At 48.0% G+C, this 20,176-nt stretch carries 16 protein-coding genes; 10 read left to right on the plus strand and 6 right to left on the minus strand.

Annotated elements, in window-relative coordinates:
• The first annotated feature begins 514 nt into the window (after positions 1-514).
• The gene (locus EHS89_RS00740; RefSeq protein WP_170167373.1) at positions 515-3,013 is read left to right on the plus strand and encodes an Ig-like domain-containing protein; all 2,499 of its coding nucleotides are present in this window, start codon (positions 515-517) and stop codon (positions 3,011-3,013) included.
• 121 nt (positions 3,014-3,134) lie between these two features.
• On the opposite strand, the gene EHS89_RS00745 is transcribed toward EHS89_RS00740, so the two are convergent.
• The 6 genes from EHS89_RS00745 to EHS89_RS00770 all read right to left on the minus strand — a co-directional run bounded on the left by EHS89_RS00745 (position 3,135) and on the right by EHS89_RS00770 (position 9,190).
• Positions 3,135-4,316, minus strand: a complete 1,182-nt coding sequence (locus tag EHS89_RS00745) for a thiolase family protein (RefSeq protein ID WP_124924195.1) — start codon at positions 4,314-4,316, stop codon at positions 3,135-3,137.
• A 119-nt stretch (positions 4,317-4,435) separates the two neighbouring features.
• On the minus strand, positions 4,436-5,362 hold the full coding sequence (locus EHS89_RS00750) for a branched-chain amino acid ABC transporter permease (protein WP_124924196.1): 927 nt from the start codon (positions 5,360-5,362) through the stop codon (positions 4,436-4,438).
• A 10-nt stretch (positions 5,363-5,372) separates the two neighbouring features.
• A complete protein-coding gene (locus tag EHS89_RS00755) occupies positions 5,373-6,260 on the minus strand; it encodes a branched-chain amino acid ABC transporter permease (RefSeq protein WP_124924197.1) in 888 nt (295 codons plus the stop codon).
• 113 nt (positions 6,261-6,373) lie between these two features.
• Positions 6,374-7,576, minus strand: coding sequence for an ABC transporter substrate-binding protein (locus EHS89_RS00760; protein ID WP_124924198.1), 1,203 nt, complete (start codon positions 7,574-7,576; stop codon positions 6,374-6,376).
• 82 nt (positions 7,577-7,658) lie between these two features.
• Positions 7,659-8,369 (minus strand): ABC transporter ATP-binding protein, encoded by a 711-nt coding sequence (locus EHS89_RS00765; protein ID WP_124924199.1) that lies wholly within the window; start codon positions 8,367-8,369, stop codon positions 7,659-7,661.
• Positions 8,366-9,190, minus strand: coding sequence for an ABC transporter ATP-binding protein (locus EHS89_RS00770; RefSeq protein ID WP_124924200.1), 825 nt, complete (start codon positions 9,188-9,190; stop codon positions 8,366-8,368). The genes EHS89_RS00765 and EHS89_RS00770 overlap by 4 nt, the downstream gene beginning before the upstream one ends.
• Before the next feature lie 288 nt (positions 9,191-9,478).
• On the opposite strand from EHS89_RS00770, the gene EHS89_RS00775 reads away from it, so the two are divergent.
• The 9 genes from EHS89_RS00775 (at position 9,479) to EHS89_RS00815 (ending at position 20,119) form a co-directional block, all read left to right on the plus strand.
• Positions 9,479-9,874 (plus strand): MerR family transcriptional regulator, encoded by a 396-nt coding sequence (locus EHS89_RS00775; RefSeq protein WP_124924201.1) that lies wholly within the window; start codon positions 9,479-9,481, stop codon positions 9,872-9,874.
• 112 nt (positions 9,875-9,986) lie between these two features.
• Entirely contained in the window at positions 9,987-11,153 is a 1,167-nt protein-coding gene (locus EHS89_RS00780; protein WP_124924202.1) for an isovaleryl-CoA dehydrogenase, read from the plus strand.
• Between the two features lie 170 nt (positions 11,154-11,323).
• On the plus strand, positions 11,324-12,931 hold the full coding sequence (locus tag EHS89_RS00785; protein ID WP_124924203.1) for a carboxyl transferase domain-containing protein: 1,608 nt from the start codon (positions 11,324-11,326) through the stop codon (positions 12,929-12,931).
• A 15-nt stretch (positions 12,932-12,946) separates the two neighbouring features.
• Positions 12,947-13,765: an enoyl-CoA hydratase/isomerase family protein gene (locus EHS89_RS00790; protein WP_124924204.1), complete on the plus strand. Its 819-nt coding sequence runs from the start codon at positions 12,947-12,949 to the stop codon at positions 13,763-13,765.
• 5 nt (positions 13,766-13,770) lie between these two features.
• Positions 13,771-15,756, plus strand: coding sequence for an acetyl/propionyl/methylcrotonyl-CoA carboxylase subunit alpha (locus EHS89_RS00795; protein WP_124924205.1), 1,986 nt, complete (start codon positions 13,771-13,773; stop codon positions 15,754-15,756).
• Between the two features lie 2 nt (positions 15,757-15,758).
• Positions 15,759-16,661 (plus strand): hydroxymethylglutaryl-CoA lyase, encoded by a 903-nt coding sequence (locus EHS89_RS00800; protein ID WP_124924206.1) that lies wholly within the window; start codon positions 15,759-15,761, stop codon positions 16,659-16,661.
• 117 nt (positions 16,662-16,778) lie between these two features.
• Positions 16,779-17,357, plus strand: a complete 579-nt coding sequence (locus EHS89_RS00805; RefSeq protein WP_124924207.1) for a peroxidase-related enzyme — start codon at positions 16,779-16,781, stop codon at positions 17,355-17,357.
• Between the two features lie 117 nt (positions 17,358-17,474).
• Entirely contained in the window at positions 17,475-19,166 is a 1,692-nt protein-coding gene (locus EHS89_RS00810; protein WP_124924208.1) for an AMP-binding protein, read from the plus strand.
• A gap of 134 nt (positions 19,167-19,300) precedes the next feature.
• Positions 19,301-20,119, plus strand: coding sequence for a class I SAM-dependent methyltransferase (locus tag EHS89_RS00815; protein WP_124924209.1), 819 nt, complete (start codon positions 19,301-19,303; stop codon positions 20,117-20,119).
• Positions 20,120-20,176: the final 57 nt, after the last annotated feature.

Genomic DNA, 20,176 nt, shown 5'->3' on the forward strand with positions numbered 1-20,176 from the left:
ATACAAAATACTTTAGGAAATTATAACAAAAAACCAGTGAAACAACCGACTTTAATAAGCTCATTACGTCCAATATCAGAGCACCTCGACCACCTGTATCCTCGCTTAACCACACCACCCAGCGGCCACCTGATAGGCCGTAGTCGACAAAACAGAAAGATATTCATTATCAATGTCTAATAGGCTCTAATTGAGTTTCGTGTTATAAAAAAGCGTATTATGCTTGGTTAGTGGTAATGTGCTACAAAAAAGCCGCCGACTAATTAGGTTTAAATTACATCATAGAGATCCGACAATTCGCCTTTAAGCCTGTACTTAAACTTGCAGGCGGAGAATAGTCTGATATCTGTTTAGATGCTCCTTTGTTGTTCACTGATCATGCCTGGATATGAGATTTGATATGGTGCTGCTTAACTCAATTCGACTACAACTATTACAGCGATTTTCATCACCCCTCCCATTTAATTTTATCTACAGATGCCTGCTTACTTTTTGTTTAGTTCAGCAAAGCTCAATGGTACTTGCAGACAACTGTGATAGTGCTGTAACTGGGAATTATGCTGCATATTACGCACCGGTAAATTGCAAATCAGGAACCACTAACGTCTCAATTGCTAAACTCAGTCCCACTCAAGACAAGCTAAGAACTGACAGCCTGAATGTACTTAGATGCTCTGGTATCAATGACACAGTCTGCGCTGTACCTTTTTCAGAACCATTAAGCATCGGCAGGCTTTACTTCAAAAACACTTCCCCAGGTGCGGTTAACAGCTACTACTGGGTTGACTGGAACGGCATTAATCAACCTTTCAACAGCGCCGGCATTGTTCCTGCAGATACCCTTGCCCCTACAATTACAACGATTGAAAGACAGGCTCCTGCCACATCCCCAACGGATGCTGACACGGTAAGCTGGCGTATTACATTTTCTGAGGCCGTTAGCAACGTAGATGTGACCGATTTTGCTGTAGCTGGTACTTCAGCTACCCCATCTCTTAGTAGTAGCAATACGTCGGTTTACACGATTAGCCTGAGCGGGGGCGATTTAACCAACCTTAACGATACTGTTACCCTGAGCATCTCCGGATCACAAAATATTCAGGACTCTAGCGGCAACCCTCTGACTAATACCGCAGCAACCGGCACTAATAACAACAGCTTTATCATCGAAAATGACACCTCAGCCCCCACTATTACATCCATTGAAAGACGAACCCCAGCCACATCGCCGACCGATGCCGATTCCGTTAGCTGGCGTATTACTTTTTCTGAAGCCGTTAATAATGTCGATATAACCGATTTTGCTGTAACCGGCACTTCAGCTACCTCATCTCTTAGCAGTACCAATACATCGATTTACACAATAAGCCTGAGCGGGGGCGATTTAGCTAACCTTAACGATACTATTACCCTGAGCATCACCGGATCACAAAATATTCAGGACTCTAGCGGCAACGCCCTGACTAACACCGCCGCAACCGGTACCAATAACAACAGCTTTATCATCGCTAATGATACCTCTAGCCCCACCGTGCAGATAAACAATGCGCCGAATAGCCTGAGTACTATGGAGCCCTTTGAGATAACCGTTCAGTTCAGCGAACCCGTCAGCGGTTTTAATCTATCTGATTTAAATGTCGGCAATGGCTATGCTGATAATTTTATTGCAGTGGATGATGATACCTACACAACCGACATACACCCAGACGGCAAAGGCGATACAACTCTCAGCATTAACGCCAACATTGCACTAGATGCAGCGGGAAACCCAAATTCAGCCGCGACCACTATCATAATTAACTGCGGCCATGGCTGTAATTCAGAACAAACCATTGCAACAACCCAACGGGCTATTCGTAACTTCTCTTTAAAGCGAATATTGAATATATCATCGCAGGATATCGGGCTCGCCGGACTACTCAACAATGAAATAGCACGCGGTGGACTCAATGGCTTCGGCGAGGGCCCTGTCAATTTAAACCTGACAAGTCAGGATCATTTTCAACAAGCATCCATTTCAACCAGCCTGCGCCAGTTTACTCGTACAGCAGTTCCTCAAAGCCCCCATAACTATGATCCGTTCAACACGGATACACTTGGTAAGACTAAACCCGTTGCATCAGCAAAAACCAATCTCTGGTTAAAAGGTAACTGGACCGAATCCAAAAGCTCGCACCCGGAAATGAAGGAAACGAGCCGCTTCAGTATTCTTTATATTGGCGCTGATTACCGCTATTCAAACGATGTGCTGCTAGGATTTATTGGACAGTTAGACTGGATGGATCAGGAATCTGATAGCCTCGCCATTGATGCGGAAGGACAAGGCTGGATGCTTGGTCCATATATGGTTAGCCGATTAAACGAGGATCTTATTTTTGACCTACGATTGGCCTGGGGACGATCCGACAACAGAATTAAGACACAAACCACAACATGGGATGACTATCGCACCGAACGCTGGCAGGTAGAAAGCCATTTGACCGGAAATTACGACTACCAGAACTGGCACCTAACCCCATCACTGGGTATCAATTATTTTCAGGAAAAGCAGCATAGCTATATCGACTCGAATAACTTTACGATTGGAACCCAGACTATAAACTCAGGAAGCCTGAATTTTGGTCCGCTGCTGAGCTATTCTTGGCATAGCTCTGATGGCACAACAATCAAACCAATGTTAGGTATTAAGGGGATCTGGCACTTTGATGAACCCGCCTTCGAAGACCTTAGTGGTATCGCAGCTCAGACCAATGAATTAAGTGCTCAGATTAAACTTGGCACTCAAATCATTTTATCCAACGGCTTTACATTCCAAGGGGGGTACTCCTACGACGGTATTGGTGTTGATAACTACAAAGCCCAGGCTATCGAAGTTATTTTTAATATGAACCTCAATAGCGATTATTTACCCCCTGGCGCGACACTTCAGGGCAGTTATTCACTGACAGGAGATGACACCCTTAATCGTTTTGACGCAGCAATCAGAACGCTCTCACTCACCATCCCTTTCTAATACGAAAGGATCCACTCTCAATTCGGCCAATTCAAAATACTGGTTTTCCTATGCCATGAGCGGTCATAAAAAAACCGACCTAGTTGGCCGGTTTAATATCAGTTAAACACTGTCGCTGTAGCTACAGCATTTCAACCGCAACCGCTGTCGCTTCACCACCACCGATACATAATGATGCAACACCTTTGCTCTTGCCCTGATTCTTCAACGCGTATAACAAAGTAACCAGAATACGAGAACCAGACGAGCCGATCGGATGCCCAAGCGCACAGGCACCGCCATTAATGTTGACCTTATCTGCATCCAGCCCCATCTCATTGATAGCCAGCAAACTAACCACCGCAAATGCTTCGTTGATCTCAAACAGATCCACGTCCTCTTTACTCCAGCCTGCACGCGCTAGCACTTTATCAATCGCACCGATAGGTGCAATTGTAAATTCAGCAGGCAGCTGAGCATGGGTAGAATGCGCAGCAATACGCGCCAAAGGCGTCAGACCACGTTTCTTAGCTTCAGACTCTTTCATCAACACCAGCGCCGAACCACCATCGGAAATAGAACTGGAGTTAGCTGCCGTCACTGTACCATCTTTCTTAAATGCAGGTTTCAGCTGACGAATCTTATCTATACGCGCATTGCCAGGCTGCTCATCAGTATCGACAACCGTATCACCACGGCGTGATTTAACCGTTACCGGAGCAATTTCGTCTTTAAACGCACCTGTTTCAATTGCCTTAAGCGCCTTTTCGAGGGAGCCGATAGCAAAATCATCCATTGCTTCGCGGGTAATGTTGTAATCATCAGCGCTCTTCTGCGCAAAGGTGCCCATCAAGCCACCTTCATAGGCATCTTCAAGGCCATCAAAGAACATATGATCAATAACCTGCTGATGCCCCATACGCATACCCGCGCGGGCTTTTGGTAACAAATATGGTGCCTGACTCATATTTTCCATACCACCGGCAACCATAACATCAACCTGTCCTGCAGCAATCTGATCATGCGCCAGCATGACAGCCTTCATACCTGAACCACACATTTTGTTGATTGTTGTGGCGCCCGCTGCATCAGGTATACCTGCGCCACGAGATGCCTGGCGTGCTGGCGCCTGCCCCAAACCCGCAGGCAGCACACAACCCATTACCACTTCATCGACATCACTACCCTGGATACCGGCTCGCTCAACAGCTGACTTAATCGCCGTAGCGCACAAATCAGGTGCCCGAACATCACTAAAGCAGCCCATCATGCCACCCATAGGGGTACGGGCGGCACTTACAATAACAACAGAATCCTGGCTCATTTTACTCTCTCCAACAAAATCATAACGGCCTGCTGAAGCAGCACACCGATAACATCTGGACAATAAAAAAGGGACTTTTACGTCCCTTTTATCGCTTTCAAGGGTGAAGCTGTTCAGCTTCAGCCAAAGTTTTTCTTCATCAGTTTCTGGAACTCACCCACAATACCACTGCGGAATGCCAGTACACAGACAATAAAGATCACACCCATGATGATATGGATATAGTTACCCAGCTCACCACCGGACATATAGTTCTGAATAGTTACCACTACACCAGCACCAACAACAGGACCAAAGATAGTACCCATACCACCTAGCAAGGTCATCAGAACCACCTCACCGGACATGTGCCAGTGCACATCGGTCAGGGATGCCAGCTGGAAAACCAGCGTCTTAGTTGAGCCAGCCATACCCGCCAGAGCAGATGAGATAACAAATGCAGCCCACTTATAGTCGTTTACGTTGTAACCCAGTGAGATTGCACGCGGTTCATTTTCACGAATCGCTTTAAGAATCTGACCGAATGGAGAATGGATAGTACGGTGCACCAACCAGAATCCAAACAGGAAGATCGCCAGTACGAAGTAGTACATAGCCGAGTTATCAGACAGATCGATAATACCGAACAGTGATCCACGAGGTACGCCCTGTAATCCATCCTCACCACCAGTAAACGGCGCCTGCAGGTAAAAGAAGAAGGCCAGCTGAGCCAGCGCCAGGGTAACCATCGCAAAATAGATACCTTCACGCTTAACAGCCAGTTTACCGTAAACAGCGCCGATAACCGCTGCTGCTGCAGTACCTGCCAGAACTCCCAGCTCTGGACTAATACCGGTTTCAATCATCAGGTAGCCGGTAACATAACCACCGGTACCCAGGAACACGGCATGTCCAAAAGACAGCAAGCCAACAAAACCCAGTAGCAGGTTAAATGCGCAGGCAAACAGCGCAAAACATAAAACCTTCATCAGGAATACTGGATAGATAAAGGTTGGAGCCACCAACGCCAGGGCAATCAGAAACAGATAAAGTTTATTAATTTTCATGGCTGTACTCCTAAGCTTCTTTACCAAACAGACCGGCAGGCTTAATCAGCAGCACGATCACCATGAACAGGAAGATTACAGTGGTTGAGGCCTCAGGATAAAAGAACTTAGTTAGTCCCTCAACAACCCCCATCAGCAAGCCGGTAAGAATGGCACCACCAATGGAACCCATACCACCGATAACAACGATAGCAAACACCACAATCAGTATGTTAGATCCCATCTCAGGGCTAACAGAGTAAACAGGGGCAGCCAATACTCCGGCAAAACCTGCCAGTCCAACACCAAAACCAAAGGTCAGGGTTGTGATCAGCGGAACGTTGATACCAAATCCCTGCATTAGCTGTGGATTTTCAGTACCGGCCCGCAGATATGCACCCAGCTTAGTTTTTTCAATAACCCACCAGGTACTGCCACAGACGATCAGCGAGATCACGATAATCCAGGCACGGTAGTTTGGCAGGTACATAAACGGTAGCTTAGTGCCGCCTTTCAGCTCATCCGGAATCGAATAAGGCAGACCAGAAGAACCATAAATATGAGTAAACATACCTTGTAGAATCAGCGCTATACCAAAGGTCAGCAGCAGACTGTAAAGGTGATCTTCATTAGCGATCGGACGCACCAAAAAGCGCTCAATCAGAATGGCAATAATACCTATCGCGATCGGCACTAGTATTAATGCTGCCCAGTAGTTGATACCCATGTAATTCAGGGCCATCCAGGCAAAGAAAGCGCCGAGCATATACATCGCGCCCTGCGCGAAGTTAATAATTTTTAACAGACCAAAAATAATCGCCAGACCGAGACTCAGAAGCGCATAAAATGAACCATTAATCAGGCCCACCAGCAACTGTCCCGACAGCGCAAACAGATTAATACCAAATATCGTCGCCATAACATCACCTAGAGAAACAAAGGAGTTGTGTGAAGCTGTGATCACACAGCTCCTTTCAGATAAAGCTGGGGGGTGTGTACCCGATTAAGGCACCCCCCGAAGGTCAAGCAGGATTACTTGAAGTCACACGCTGGCATCATTGGGTTGAATGCTACATCACCCGGAATAGTTGCTTCGATGTTGTAGATATCATCTTCAGACTTACGGCTTGCAGCATCTTTGATGCTTACCAGCAGCATATCGTGAACCATACGACCATCGTTACGCAGGTATGCATTACGTGCGAAGAAGTCATTAGGCTTGGTCTTCTTCATCTGTTTCATTACTGCATCAGACTCATCAGTACCGGCCGCTTTAATCGCATTCAGGTAGTGCATAGTCATAGAGTAAGCTCCGGCCTGACCCATTGCAGGGATAGAACCATGACGCTCTTTAAAGCGAGCAGACCATTCGCGAGTCTGATCATCCATATCCCAATAGAAACCGGTAGTCGCCTTCATGCCTGCTGCGATTGCAGGGTCCAGCGCCTTAGCGTTATGGGTGAATACCAGCAGACCTGCTACATCAGCAGTCTCAGTCAGACCGAATTCAGCAGAGGTTTTCAGGGCGTTTACAAAGTCAGCACCAGCGTTAGCCAGACCTACTACGTCAGCGCCAGATGCCTGAGCCTGCAGTACGTAAGAAGAGAAGTCAGTTGTTCCTAGTGGTGCACGAACTGCACCTACAACTTCACCACCGCTGGTCTCGATTACTTTAGAAGCAATACCTTCCAGTGCGTGACCGAATGCGTAATCCGCTGTAATGAAGAACCACTTCTTCTTACCCGCATCAACCATCGGCTTAACAGTACCGTTTGCCAGTGCTGCTACGTTATACGTCCAATGAACGTTATAAGGTGAACATGCCTTAGTTGTGAAAGCGTGGCTTGCAGAGGTAGAGATCAGAGCGATTTTCTTAGCATCGGTCAGTACTTTAGTTACAGCACCAGTTACAGAGGAAGCAACCAGACCGTTTACCGCATCTACGTTCTCATCTTCAATCCACTGACGTACTTTAGCAGAACCTACATCTGGCTTGTTCTGGTCGTCTGCGCTAACGATCTCAATTGGCTTACCTAGTACGGTACCACCGAAATCTTCAACTGCCATCTCAACGGCAGTTACACAGCCTGTACCACAGATATCAGCGTATACACCGCCCATATCAGCCAGTACACCGATCTTAACTACATCATCAGATACACCGGCAGCCTGTACACCAGTTGCCGCTGCCAGACTCATTGCTGCAGCCAGTACGGTTTTTTTCATTAGTTTCATGTTGTCACTCCTGCTTGAGAATTTTTATTGTTATCGAACTTCAAGGGTATCGGGTGTCCACTCAGATGATTATCATCCAGGCTTATACACCCAAATAGGTATTCAACAGTTCCGTTTTAGCTTCCAACTCATCCTTACGAACCTGCTCTACGATATGGCCATGTTCCATAACGTAATGGCGGTCAGCAATTGGAGCTGCAAAACGAAAGTTCTGCTCAACCAGCAAAATTGTCAGTCCACGCTCTTTAAGCATGACCAGAACTTCAGCCAGTTTTTGCACTATTACCGGTGCCAGACCTTCTGTTATCTCATCGAGTAATAGAATGTTTGCACCAGTTCGCAGGATACGGGCCATCGCCAGCATCTGCTGCTCTCCGCCTGACAGGCGGGTGCCCTGACTGTAACGACGCTCAGCCAGGTTAGGGAAAATGTCATAAATCTCTTCAATGCTCATGCCGTCGGAACGAACATTTGGCGGCAGCATCAGATTCTCTTCTACATTAAGACTTGAGAAAATGCCCCGCTCTTCCGGGCAGTAACCTACCCCCAGATGAGCAATTTTATGCGCCGGCATCTCGATGGTTTCATTACCATTGATATTGATAACACCGGTACGGCGCCCTACCATATTCATAATGGATTTCAGCGTAGTGGATCGACCGGAACCGTTACGGCCCAGCAGAGTCACCAGTTCGCCCTGCATGATGGTCATATCGATACCATGCAGAATATGCGACTCGCCGTAATATGAATGCAGGTCTACAATGCGTATTTTTTCACCGGTACTGCTCATTCTACTGACTCCTTCTGTGCAGCGCTGGCCGCGGCATTTTCAGCAGCAATCGCATTAGCAACTTCATCATCAGCTTCAACACCCATATAGGCTTCACGCACCTGAGGGTCTTTCGATACCGTTTCGTAATTGCCTTCGGTAAGAATGGCACCACGCTGCAGTACGGTAATAGTATCTGCCAGCTGAGCAACTACGTGGAGGTTGTGCTCGACCATCAGAATGGTACGATTTTTCGAGACCTTCTTAATAAGGTCTGCAACCACACCAACATCCTCATGACCCATACCCTGGGTTGGCTCGTCCAGCAGAAGCATTTCAGGATCAAGCGCCAGAGTAGTCGCAATCTCTAACGCCCGTTTACGGCCGTAAGGAAGGTCTACAGTGACTGTATTGGCATAACTTTTAAGACCAACTTCATCGAGCAACTCGATAGCACGGTCATTGAGCTTGTCCAACACTTTCTCAGATTTCCAGAAATGAAAGCTATTGCCTTCTTTACGCTGTAGCGCAATCCGGACATTTTCAAGCAGAGTCAGGTGCGGGAATACAGCAGAGATCTGAAATGAGCGAACAATACCCTTGCGGGCAATCGCTGCTGATTTCATAGACGTAATGTCTTCACCGTTAAACAGAATCGTTCCGGTGGTTGGGGTTAAAAATTTAGTCAGCAAGTTAAATACAGTTGTCTTACCGGCACCATTAGGACCGATCAGCGCGTGTATTGTTCCTCGCTTAACCTTTAAATTCACATCATCAACGGCGGTAAAACCCTTGAATTCCTTAACCAGGTTTCTGGTCTCGAGAACGTAGTCGGCACTCATGCAGAACCATCCTGTCTCTTATTTGTTTTTATTATCAAATGGGCAAAAACTACACATGCCCCTGTCAACCTTGAACTGAAGTTAGCAATTTCCCTTACTGGTTAACAAGTACTACTTTAGTCTAAGGGAATACCCTTACATTTTCAAATCCACTATATTTATCCTATAAAACAAATAGTTAGAATAAATATAGTTAATATAATCAAATTATTACGAATTGTATTTTGGCTTTACGTTTACGTAAACTTCCGCTAAATTTAGAACATCACTAAAAACAAGAAGCACGTTATGAGCCCATCAACATATTCAATCAGCGATCTGGCCAGTGAGTTTGATGTCACTACCCGCAGCATTCGCTTTTATGAAGATCAGAAGTTGCTGTTTCCAACACGTAAAGGTCAGACACGTATTTATAGTGGTCCTGACCGGGTGCGACTTAAACTGATCCTCAGAGGCAAGCGGCTAGGATTTTCTCTGGCAGAGACCCGCGAGCTTTTCGAGCTGTGGGATGAAAGTACAACAGGCAGTATGAAACAGCTTGAACTGTTAATGACCAAGATTCAGGAGAAGAAGGCAGCTCTTGAGCAACAGCTTAAAGATATAGCCATGCTTCAACTCGAACTGGATAGTGCCGAAAGCCGCTGCCAGGACGCAATGAATGAACTAAAAAACAACCCCGTATAGAGCAACAATGCTTTTGCTCTGATTCGGAACTTAAAAATTCGAAACGTAAAACTCTGAACGTAAGAAAAAGCACAACAATAAAATACTAATTATGAAAACAGGTGGACAGGAAATGATTGCACAGTACAGCTCACTAAACTTTGGCCTGGGTGAAACTCTGGATATGCTTCGCGAACATGTAAACAGTTTCGCAGCAGCTGAAATAGCTCCCCGCGCAGAACAGATTGACCACGACAACGAGTTTCCAAATGATCTGTGGCAGAAGTTCGGCGATATGGGTCTACTGGGTATTACCGTAAGTGAAGAATACGGCGGTGTAGGCATGGGTTACCTGGCACATATGATTGCCATGGAAGAGATCAGCCGCGCATCAGCCTCTGTAGGCCTGTCTTACGGTGCTCATTCAAACCTCTGTGTTAACCAGATCAACCGTAACGGTACCCACGAGCAGAAACTTAAGTACCTGCCAAAACTGATCAGCGGTGAGCATATCGGTGCATTGGCAATGTCCGAGCCAAATGCTGGCTCTGATGTTGTATCGATGAAACTGTCTGCCCGTGATAACGGTGACCATTACCTGCTGAACGGCAACAAGATGTGGATCACTAACGGTCCTGACGCCAACACTTACGTTATCTATGCCAAGACCGATGTAAATGCAGGCCCTAAAGGTATCACCGCATTCATCGTTGAACGTGATGCACCTGGATTTTCCCGTCACCAGAAGCTGGACAAGATGGGCATGCGCGGATCTAACACTTGTGAACTGGTTTTTGAAGATTGCGTTGTACCTAAAGAGAATATCCTGGGTGAACTGAACGGTGGTGTAAAAGTACTGATGTCCGGTTTGGACTATGAACGCCTGGTGCTGGCTGGCGGCCCTCTGGGTATCATGCAGGCAGCAATGGATATCTCCGTACCATACACCCGTGACCGTGTTCAGTTTGGTAAAGCGATCGGCGAGTTCGAACTGGTACAGGGTAAAGTTGCCGACATGTATACCCTGATGAATGCATCTAAATCTTACGCTTACACTGTAGCTCAAGCAGCAATGCGTGGTGAAACTTCACGTAAAGACTGTGCTGCGGTAATCCTGTACACCGCTGAGATGGCAACCAAGATTGCCCTGGATGCGATTCAGCTATTAGGTGGTAACGGCTATATCAACGAATTCCCAACAGGTCGCCTGTTGCGTGATGCCAAGCTGTATGAGATCGGCGCGGGTACATCTGAAATCCGTCGTATGCTGATCGGCCGTGAGCTGTTCCTGAACAAGTAAGACTGTTTTAAGTAAGTGGACACCTTCGTTAGAAGGTTTAAAGGGGGCAACCTTCTCTTCATAAGTGAAGTCCCCCCTTATTTTTTAACACTGACAAAAGAACAATAAGACAGGAATTGAGTAATAGCGTTGTGAGCGTTGCTATTACAAAACTTCCGAGAGGAAAATTGATGAGCATTATAAATACTAAAATCAATTCCCGGGCTGAAGATTTCCGCGCCAACTATGATTCAATGGCAGAAGCGGTAACCGACCTGCGCGAAAAGACTACACAAATTCATCAGGGTGGCGGTGCCAAGTATCAGGAACGTCACCTGTCCCGCGGCAAATTACTACCACGTGAACGTATTAACACTCTTCTTGACGAAGGTTCACCACTGCTAGAACTCTCTCAATTAGCGGCTTACGGTGTCTATGACGACGACATTCCAGCTGCTGGCATCATTACCGGTATTGGCCGTGTTAGCGGTCAGGAATGTATGATCATTGCAAACGATGCAACGGTTAAAGGCGGTACTTATTTCCCTCTGACAGTAAAAAAGCATCTGCGCGCACAAGAGATTGCTGAACAGAACCACCTGCCTTGTATCTACCTGGTTGATTCTGGCGGTGCTAACCTGCCTCAACAGGATGATGTTTTCCCGGATCGGGATCATTTCGGCCGGATCTTCTACAACCAGGCACGCATGTCATCAAAAGGTATTCCGCAGATCGCCGTGGTAATGGGCCTTTGTACTGCCGGTGGTGCCTATGTTCCTGCCATGGCAGACGAATCAATTATTGTTCGCGAACAGGGAACAATCTTTCTGGCCGGTCCTCCTCTGGTAAAAGCTGCAACCGGTGAAGTTGTTAGTGCTGAAGACCTGGGTGGTGCTGATGTCCACTGTAAAGTATCCGGTGTTGCCGACCACTATGCCGAAAACGACCACCACGCACTGGAAATTGCCCGTACCTGTGTGGCAAATCTGAATCGCCGTAAAGATATCAACATCAAGACTCAGCCAACTAAAGCACCACTCTACCCGGCTGATGACCTGTATGGCATTGTCGGTACCGACCTGAGAAAGCCTTTCGATGTACGTGAAGTTATCGCGCGCATCGTCGACGGCTCTGAATTCGATGAATTCAAAAAGCTTTACGGAACAACATTAGTTACGGGCTTTGCCCATATCCATGGTTACCCGGTAGGTATCGTTGCCAACAACGGTATTCTGTTCGGTGAGTCTGCGCAAAAAGGCGCACACTTCATCGAGCTTTGTTGTCAGCGCAAGATCCCACTGTTGTTCCTGCAAAACATCACCGGCTTCATGGTCGGCCAGAAATACGAATCCGAAGGTATCGCGAAGCACGGTGCCAAGATGGTAACGGCGGTTGCCTGTGCCGACGTACCTAAATTCACAGTACTGATCGGCGGTAGCTTTGGTGCCGGTAACTACGGTATGTGTGGTCGTGCTTACAGCCCTAACATGATGTTCATGTGGCCAAATGCCCGTATCTCGGTCATGGGTGGCGAGCAGGCGGCCGGTGTACTGGCTACCGTTAAGCGTGACAACATGGATCGCGTCGGCCAGGAATGGACTGCCGATGAGGAAGCTGAATTCAAGCAGCCAATCATCGATACCTATGAGCACCAGGGTCACCCTTATTATGCATCAGCCCGTCTGTGGGATGATGGCGTTATCGACCCGACTCAGACCCGCGACGTAATCGGCATGAGCCTGTCAGCAGCACTGAATAAGCCGGTGGGTGAAACCCGCTTCGGCGTATTCCGCATGTAATTGGGGACTCTGACTATGACTACTGAGAACCAATCACAAGAGCTTAAACAGTTGGTGTTACTGGAAAAGAGCAGCAACGGTGTAGCCCAACTGATCATCAATCGTCCTGAAGTACACAACGCTTTTGATGACGATGTAATTGAACAGCTAATTGCCAATCTTGAAGCGACCAACGAAGACCCCGAAGTCCGGGTGCTGGTATTGCGCTCACGGGGTAAGAACTTCTCCGCGGGGGCCGATCTGGCCTGGATGAAACGCATGGCTCAGAACAGCCATGAAGAAAACATGGTCGATGCGGGCCGTCTGGCTCGCCTGATGGAAGTGTTAAACAGCCACTCCAAGCCAACTATCGCTCTGGTACAAGGTGCCGCTTACGGCGGAGCCGTGGGCCTTGCCGCCTGTTGCGATATTGTTATTGCCGCTGAAAGCAGTGGTTTCTGCCTGTCTGAAGTAAAGATCGGTCTGATTCCTGCTGTTATCAGCCCTTATGTTGTACGAGCTATCGGCGAACGTCAGTCACGTCGCTACTTTGTTACCGCTGAGCTCTTTAATGCCCGTACGGCACAAGAGTTTGGTCTGGTGCATGAAGTTGTCGATAGCGTAGAACAACTTGACGAAGCCTGTGACCGTTTTATCGCTACCCTGCGTAAAAACAGCCCTCAGGCAATGAAAGCTGCCAAAGATCTTATCTACGCAGTCAGCCAGAAGGAGATCACAGCAGATGTGATCGACGATACCGCCCGTCGCATTGCGGACATTCGTGTCAGCGACGAAGGCCAGGAAGGACTAGGTTCTTTTCTGCAAAAGCGTAAACCGAACTGGATTCAGGAGTAAGCGGCATGTTTAACAAAATTCTTATAGCTAACCGCGGTGAGATTGCCTGCCGTGTTATTCAGACTGCCCACCGCATGGGTATCCGTTGTGTTGCAGTCTATTCTGAAGCTGACCGTAACGCCCGTCATGTTGCGATGGCCGACGAAGCCTTTCTGTTAGGACCAGCGCCCAGCAGTGAAAGTTACCTTAGAGCAGATAAAATACTGGAAATCGCTAAGCAATCCGGCGCCCAGGCAGTTCACCCGGGTTATGGTTTCCTGTCTGAAAATGCGCAATTCGCTCAGGCATGTGCTGATAACGGTATTGAGTTTATCGGACCTCCTACTGGCGCCATCGAAGCGATGGGCTCTAAGTCTGCTGCTAAAGAGATCATGTCTCACGCATCGGTACCACTGGTACCGGGCTATCACGGTGATGACCAGACCCCTGCTCTGCTCAAGGAAGAGTCGCTAAAGTGTGGTTTCCCACAACTACTTAAAGCCGTTGCCGGTGGTGGTGGTAAAGGGATGCGCGTGGTTAACTCTATCGATGAATTCGATGAAGCACTGGAGTCAGCCTGCCGTGAAGCTAAAAATGCTTTTGGTAACCCTGACATGTTGATCGAACGTTACCTGACACAACCACGTCACGTTGAGATTCAGGTGTTCTGTGATAAGCAGGGTAACGGCGTCTATCTGGCTGAACGTGATTGTTCAGTACAGCGTCGTCACCAGAAAGTTATTGAAGAAGCACCGGCACCAAATCTTGCCGATGAAACCCGCAAAGCGATGGGTGAAGCTGCTGTACGTGCAGCCCAGGCGATCGACTATGTCGGTGCCGGTACTGTCGAATTTCTATATGACGTCGATGGTTCTTTCTACTTCATGGAGATGAATACCCGCCTGCAGGTAGAGCACCCGGTTACAGAGTTAATCACCGGTCAGGATCTGGTTGAATGGCAGCTACGTATCGCCAGCGGTGAACCACTGCCGCAACAGCAGGATGAGATTCGTATCCACGGCCACGCACTGGAAGCCCGTGTTTATGCCGAAGATCCGGATAATGAGTTCCTGCCGGCTACCGGTACGCTGCATTACCTGCGTACTCCGGAGGAAAGTCAGCATGTTCGGGTTGATACCGGTGTAATTGAAGGTGACGAGGTCAGCGTATTCTATGATCCGATGATCGCTAAACTGATTGTCTGGGATGATGACCGTGATCGTGCCATTGCCCGTATGGAACAGGCACTTGAGGAATATCGCATCAGCGGCCTGAAAACCAACCTGCGGTTCCTGCGCAATCTGGCGGGTAGTGCGCCGTTCAAAGCGCTTGATCTTGATACAGGTTTCATTGAAAAGCATGAGCAACTGCTATTCCCGGCCAGCAATCTGGATACCCAGTACTGTCTGGTAATGGCTGCCTGCTTCTTTAGTGAAAAGACTAAACAACAAACCACCAACCCGGATGATCCATACTCACCGTTTGGCATTCAGAACAGCTGGCGGGTTAACTCTGAGTACGCCCGTCCCCTCAAGCTGATTCATAACGAAACTGAATATGATCTGAGCATTCTTGAGCAGAACGGTCAGTACCAGGTTCAGGTTGGCGATGCCAGCTATCAGGTAGCGGCCCAGTTAAATGATGACAAACTTAATGTCATCGTTAACGGCCATCGCCTCAGCATGCATCTGTATAACGATGGCGATGCCCTGACCCTGTTCCACGAAGGTGAGCAATTCACTTGCGAACAACATCGCGAAAACTTTGGTGGTGACGACCATGCCGGCGACAACAGCCTGACCGCACCAATGAACGGAGCTGTCGTAGCGGTTCTTGTTGAAGCAGGCCAGGAAGTTAAAGAGGGCCAAACACTGGTAATCATGGAAGCAATGAAGATGGAACACAGCCTGAAGGCACCGCATGATGGCACTGTGTCCGAGATCTATTTTGCTGAAGGTGATCTGGTTGAAGATGGTGCTGAGCTGATTTCGCTTAACACTTCGGAGGACTAAACATGGCTTTCCCTACGCATGTTCGGTTATTTGAGATGGGTGCCCGGGATGGATTACAAAATGAATCCGGCCCGATAATCGATACTGCCGTTAAAGTTGAGCTGATTAATCAGCTCAGCGATACCGGCCTGACCCATATCGAAGCAGCCAGCTTTGTTTCGCCAAAATGGGTGCCACAGATGGGCGATGCCAGCGAAGTGATGAGCAACATCACCCGCAAAGCCGGCGTTACCTATTCGGCCCTGACGCCTAACCTGAAAGGCCTTGAAGGCGCTATTGCTGCAGGTGTTGATGAAGTTGCTGTGTTTGGTGCGGCATCTGAAGCCTTTACCCGTAAAAACATCAACTGCTCTATCAAGGAAAGCCTGGAGCGCTTCGCGCCAGTGATCGAAATGGCCAAAGAGCACAACATCCGGGTGCGGGGCTATGTCTCCACCGTGATGGGCTGTCCTTATGATGGTGATATCGATCCAGCCCAGGTTGCCGCTGTCAGTCGTGACCTGATGGACATGGGCTGCTACGAGATATCGCTGGGTGACACGATCGGCGTAGGTACCCCGCTAAAAGCCAAGCGCATGCTTGAGGCTGTAGCAAAACAGGTACCCATTGAACTACTTGCGGCCCACTTCCACGACACATATGGTCAGGCGCTGGCCAACCTGTATGCCGTTGTTGAAGAAGGCGTTGCGGTTATCGACGCTTCAGTCGCAGGCCTGGGTGGCTGCCCATATGCTAAGGGCGCCTCAGGCAATGTTGCGACCGAAGATGTGCTTTATATGTTGAACGGACTGGGCATTGAGACCGGTGTCGATCTTCAAAAACTGGCCCAAATCGGCCACTGGATTACAGCGCAATTAGGCCGCACCAGCGGCTCTAAAGTAGCTTTGGCTTTAGGCTGTAATTAAGTGTTGTAGCAAAAAGGGCAAACCCTGATCTGAAACCCTTGAAACCAGATAAGGGTTTACCCTAATATAAGACGATATAAAAACCGCTCTGACATAACAATAAAACGGAGTACCAGCATGTCTCAACCGGATCATGTTACCGCCTTAGATCTGAAATACCCGGCACGGGACGAACTGTCGCCGGATTTCAAAAAATACTTTGATGTCTGTGATGAAAAGCTGGGCATGGTACCTAATGTACTGACCGCCTATAGCCAGAACCCTGCGCAGTTAGAGGTATTCTCCAAGTTTTATAATGAGCTTATGTTTGGTGAAAGTAATCTGAGTGAACTGGAACGCGAGATGATCGCCGTTGCAGTCTCTTCACAGAATCACTGCTTTTACTGCATCGTCGCCCACGGTGCTGCGGTACGCGCTTATTCTGAAGACCCGGCTCTGGGCGAGTTGATTGCCATCAACTATCGTGCTGCGAACCTGTCACTGCGACATCGTTCGATGCTTGATTTTGCTGTAAAGATGACTGTTGCATCAGATTCAATCGAAGAAACAGATCGCCAGGCCCTGCGCGATGCAGGCTTCTCAGATCAGGACATCTGGGATATCGCCAACGTAGCCGGTTTTTACAATATGACTAACCGAATTGCCAGTGCAGTAGATATGCAGCCAAACCCTGAATATCACGCACAGGCCCGTTAACCGAATTAACACTAAAAATTAAAGCGAGAGTTCGATCTGCGACTCCTATAAAGAGTGTGGCTGACAGACCGGACAACGAAGTTCTCTGCGAATTAGAATAAAAGAAGGGACATAGCAATGAGCAATGCAAAACCCAGTTATACCAGCGGGACCAGCAGTCAACCACTACTCGGCATGACCATCGGCGACAAGTTCGATGAGATCTGTGCGACCTACCCTGACAACGATGCCCTGATTGTACATTATCAGGACATCCGCTGGAGCTACGCAGACCTTAAAGAACAAGTTGAACACTGTGCACGAGCCCTTCTGGCTGTAGGAGCCAAAGCAGGTGATCGGGTTGCTATGTGGTCCCCCAACAATGCCCAGTGGACAGTTACACAGTTCGCAACCGCCAAAATTGGTGCCATTCTGGTTAACATTAACCCTGCGTACCGTCTGCACGAGCTGGAATATGCCCTGAATCAGTCCGGTGCCAAGTATCTTGTTACCGCTGATAGTTTCAAGTCATCTAACTACACCCAGATGCTATTTGATCTTGCTCCAGAGTTGAACAACTGTGAAAAAGGTCAGCTGAAATCAGAAAAACTGAAGACACTAGAGTGCATTATTAACTTGTCTGAAGAGCAGCATTCGGGAATGTGGCGCTGGAACGATTTCATTGAAGAGGCCAGTAAAACCGAACTGTCGGAAGTTGAAGCCATTCAGGCTACCCTGCAATTTGATGATGCCATCAACATTCAGTACACCTCTGGCACCACCGGTTTCCCTAAGGGTGCAACCCTGAGTCATCACAATATCCTCAATAACGGTTACTTCGTTGGTGAGAGTCAGAACTTTACAGACAAAGATCGTCTGATCATTCCGGTGCCCCTCTACCACTGCTTCGGTATGGTAATGGGCAACCTGGGTTGCATGACCCACGGCGCAACTATGATCTACCCTACCGACGGTTTCGAACCTAAAGCGGTGCTGGAAGCGGTTGAAAAAGAAAAGGCTACAGCCCTTTACGGCGTGCCTACTATGTTCATCGCCGAACTGGAAGATTCGGACTTTGAAAAATACGACCTGTCATCCTTGCGCACAGGTATCATGGCCGGTTCTATCTGTCCGGCTGAGGTAATGAAAGCGGTTAACTCCAAGATGAATATGGAAGAGGTTCAGATCGCCTATGGTATGACTGAAACCAGCCCTGTATCCACCCAGACTGCAGCTGACGATCCATTCGAGAAGCGGGTAACAACAGTAGGCCGTACTCAGCCACATCTGGAAACCAAGATTGTTAACGCAGCCACCGGACGTATTGTTGCCCGTGGTGAGATTGGTGAGCTTTGTACCCGTGGTTACAGTGTCATGCTCAAATACTGGAACAACGAAGAGGCCACCAAGGGTTCTATCGATGAGAACGGCTGGATGCACACCGAAGATCTGGCCACTATGGATGAAGAGGGTTATATCCAGATTGTCGGTCGTATTAAAGATATGGTTATCCGTGGCGGTGAGAACGTCTACCCGAAAGAGATCGAGGAATTTCTGTACACCCACCCCGGTATCAGCGATGTTCAGGTTACCGGTGTACCAGACAAAAAGTACGGTGAAGAACTGATTGCCTGGGTTAAACTCAATGCTGACGCTGACAGCGTGACTGAAGATCAGTTACGGGCCTTCTGTAAGGGCAAGATCACGCACTTTAAAGTACCGCGCTACTTTAAGTTCGTTGACGAGTTCCCAATGACTGTGACCGGTAAGATTCAGAAGTTCAAGATGCGTGAAGTATCTATCAAAGAGCTAGGACTGGATGATATCTAAGCCATTGATACTTAAGCACTGATAAACTCTTTACTTAAACTATCAGTAGCAGGTTAATACGGGGTCTTCGGACCCCGTATCTGTTTCTATTCAGAAGCCTGATTTAACTGAGTTAGCCTGAAAGGAATCCCGGTATGGATTTAGAACAGCATTACAGCGATCACCTGGATACTGACAGCCTGCTAAAACAGATTAAAACCCGCTATCCGGATGGCCCGAACGTCTACCAATTAGCGCCTGTTGATCAGCTGCATATAGGTGGTATTAAATCATCTGAAAAGCTACTTAAACGGTTAGAACAGATCAACCCAACACGCATTTTAGAAATCGGTTCCGGACTAGGTGGATTAATGCGCCTGATCTCAGACAATTTCAAGCATACAGAACTTATCGGTATCGATATTACCCACCGTTTCAATCTGTTCAATAACGCTCTGACTTCGCTAAACCCAACCAATAAACCTGTCCAGACCATCACCTGCGATGCTCAGCAGATGCCATTTGCCGATAACCACTTTGATTGCATCATCTTTCAACATAGTTTACTGAATATCCCGGATACCAAGGCCTGCTTAGCCGAGTGTCATCGCGTACTCAGCAGCGAAGGCACTTTGCTACTCCACGAAGTACTTGAAGGAAGCAACCCAGAACAGATGCGCTACCCGGTTCCCTGGGCCAGAGAACAAAAACATTCACACCTGATTCCTTTAACCACGCTTGAACAACGACTGTCAGCATCAGGTTTCTTGCTTTACAGCAATAAAAACTGGTCCGAAGAAGCCCTGCAGTGGCGCCAACGGCAGGCAGGTAAAGAGAAAACGACCCAGCCTGTTGATACTATCTCTCCGGCCTTAGTTCTGGGGCAGGAATTCAAAAAGATGGGCCCTAACGTCATGGCGAACCTTAACGCCGGCGCCGTTGAAGTCCGGGAGCTTGTCTGTCGCAGGGATTAAGGCTAAAAACTGCCATTCCACGCCCCTTTGCTGTATCCTTCGCGCTTCTGTCATATC

Source organism: Amphritea balenae (assembly GCF_003858655.1).
Taxonomy (GTDB): Bacteria; Pseudomonadota; Gammaproteobacteria; order Pseudomonadales; family Balneatricaceae; genus Amphritea; species Amphritea balenae.

Excerpts from the sequence above, each read along its gene's own strand:
- EHS89_RS00780 (WP_124924202.1), top strand. The coding sequence starts at position 9,987 with ATGATTGCACAGTACAGCTCACTAAACTTTGGCCTGGGTGAAACTCTG.
- EHS89_RS00770 (WP_124924200.1), bottom strand. The coding sequence starts at position 9,190 with ATGAGTGCCGACTACGTTCTCGAGACCAGAAACCTGGTTAAGGAATTC.
- EHS89_RS00815 (WP_124924209.1), top strand. The coding sequence starts at position 19,301 with ATGGATTTAGAACAGCATTACAGCGATCACCTGGATACTGACAGCCTG.
- EHS89_RS00775 (WP_124924201.1), top strand. The coding sequence starts at position 9,479 with ATGAGCCCATCAACATATTCAATCAGCGATCTGGCCAGTGAGTTTGAT.
- EHS89_RS00810 (WP_124924208.1), top strand. The coding sequence starts at position 17,475 with ATGAGCAATGCAAAACCCAGTTATACCAGCGGGACCAGCAGTCAACCA.
- EHS89_RS00745 (WP_124924195.1), bottom strand. The coding sequence starts at position 4,316 with ATGAGCCAGGATTCTGTTGTTATTGTAAGTGCCGCCCGTACCCCTATG.
- EHS89_RS00755 (WP_124924197.1), bottom strand. The coding sequence starts at position 6,260 with ATGGCGACGATATTTGGTATTAATCTGTTTGCGCTGTCGGGACAGTTG.
- EHS89_RS00750 (WP_124924196.1), bottom strand. The coding sequence starts at position 5,362 with ATGAAAATTAATAAACTTTATCTGTTTCTGATTGCCCTGGCGTTGGTG.
- EHS89_RS00765 (WP_124924199.1), bottom strand. The coding sequence starts at position 8,369 with ATGAGCAGTACCGGTGAAAAAATACGCATTGTAGACCTGCATTCATAT.
- EHS89_RS00740 (WP_170167373.1), top strand. The coding sequence starts at position 515 with ATGGTACTTGCAGACAACTGTGATAGTGCTGTAACTGGGAATTATGCT.
- EHS89_RS00800 (WP_124924206.1), top strand. The coding sequence starts at position 15,759 with ATGGCTTTCCCTACGCATGTTCGGTTATTTGAGATGGGTGCCCGGGAT.
- EHS89_RS00805 (WP_124924207.1), top strand. The coding sequence starts at position 16,779 with ATGTCTCAACCGGATCATGTTACCGCCTTAGATCTGAAATACCCGGCA.
- EHS89_RS00760 (WP_124924198.1), bottom strand. The coding sequence starts at position 7,576 with ATGAAACTAATGAAAAAAACCGTACTGGCTGCAGCAATGAGTCTGGCA.
- EHS89_RS00795 (WP_124924205.1), top strand. The coding sequence starts at position 13,771 with ATGTTTAACAAAATTCTTATAGCTAACCGCGGTGAGATTGCCTGCCGT.
- EHS89_RS00790 (WP_124924204.1), top strand. The coding sequence starts at position 12,947 with ATGACTACTGAGAACCAATCACAAGAGCTTAAACAGTTGGTGTTACTG.
- EHS89_RS00785 (WP_124924203.1), top strand. The coding sequence starts at position 11,324 with ATGAGCATTATAAATACTAAAATCAATTCCCGGGCTGAAGATTTCCGC.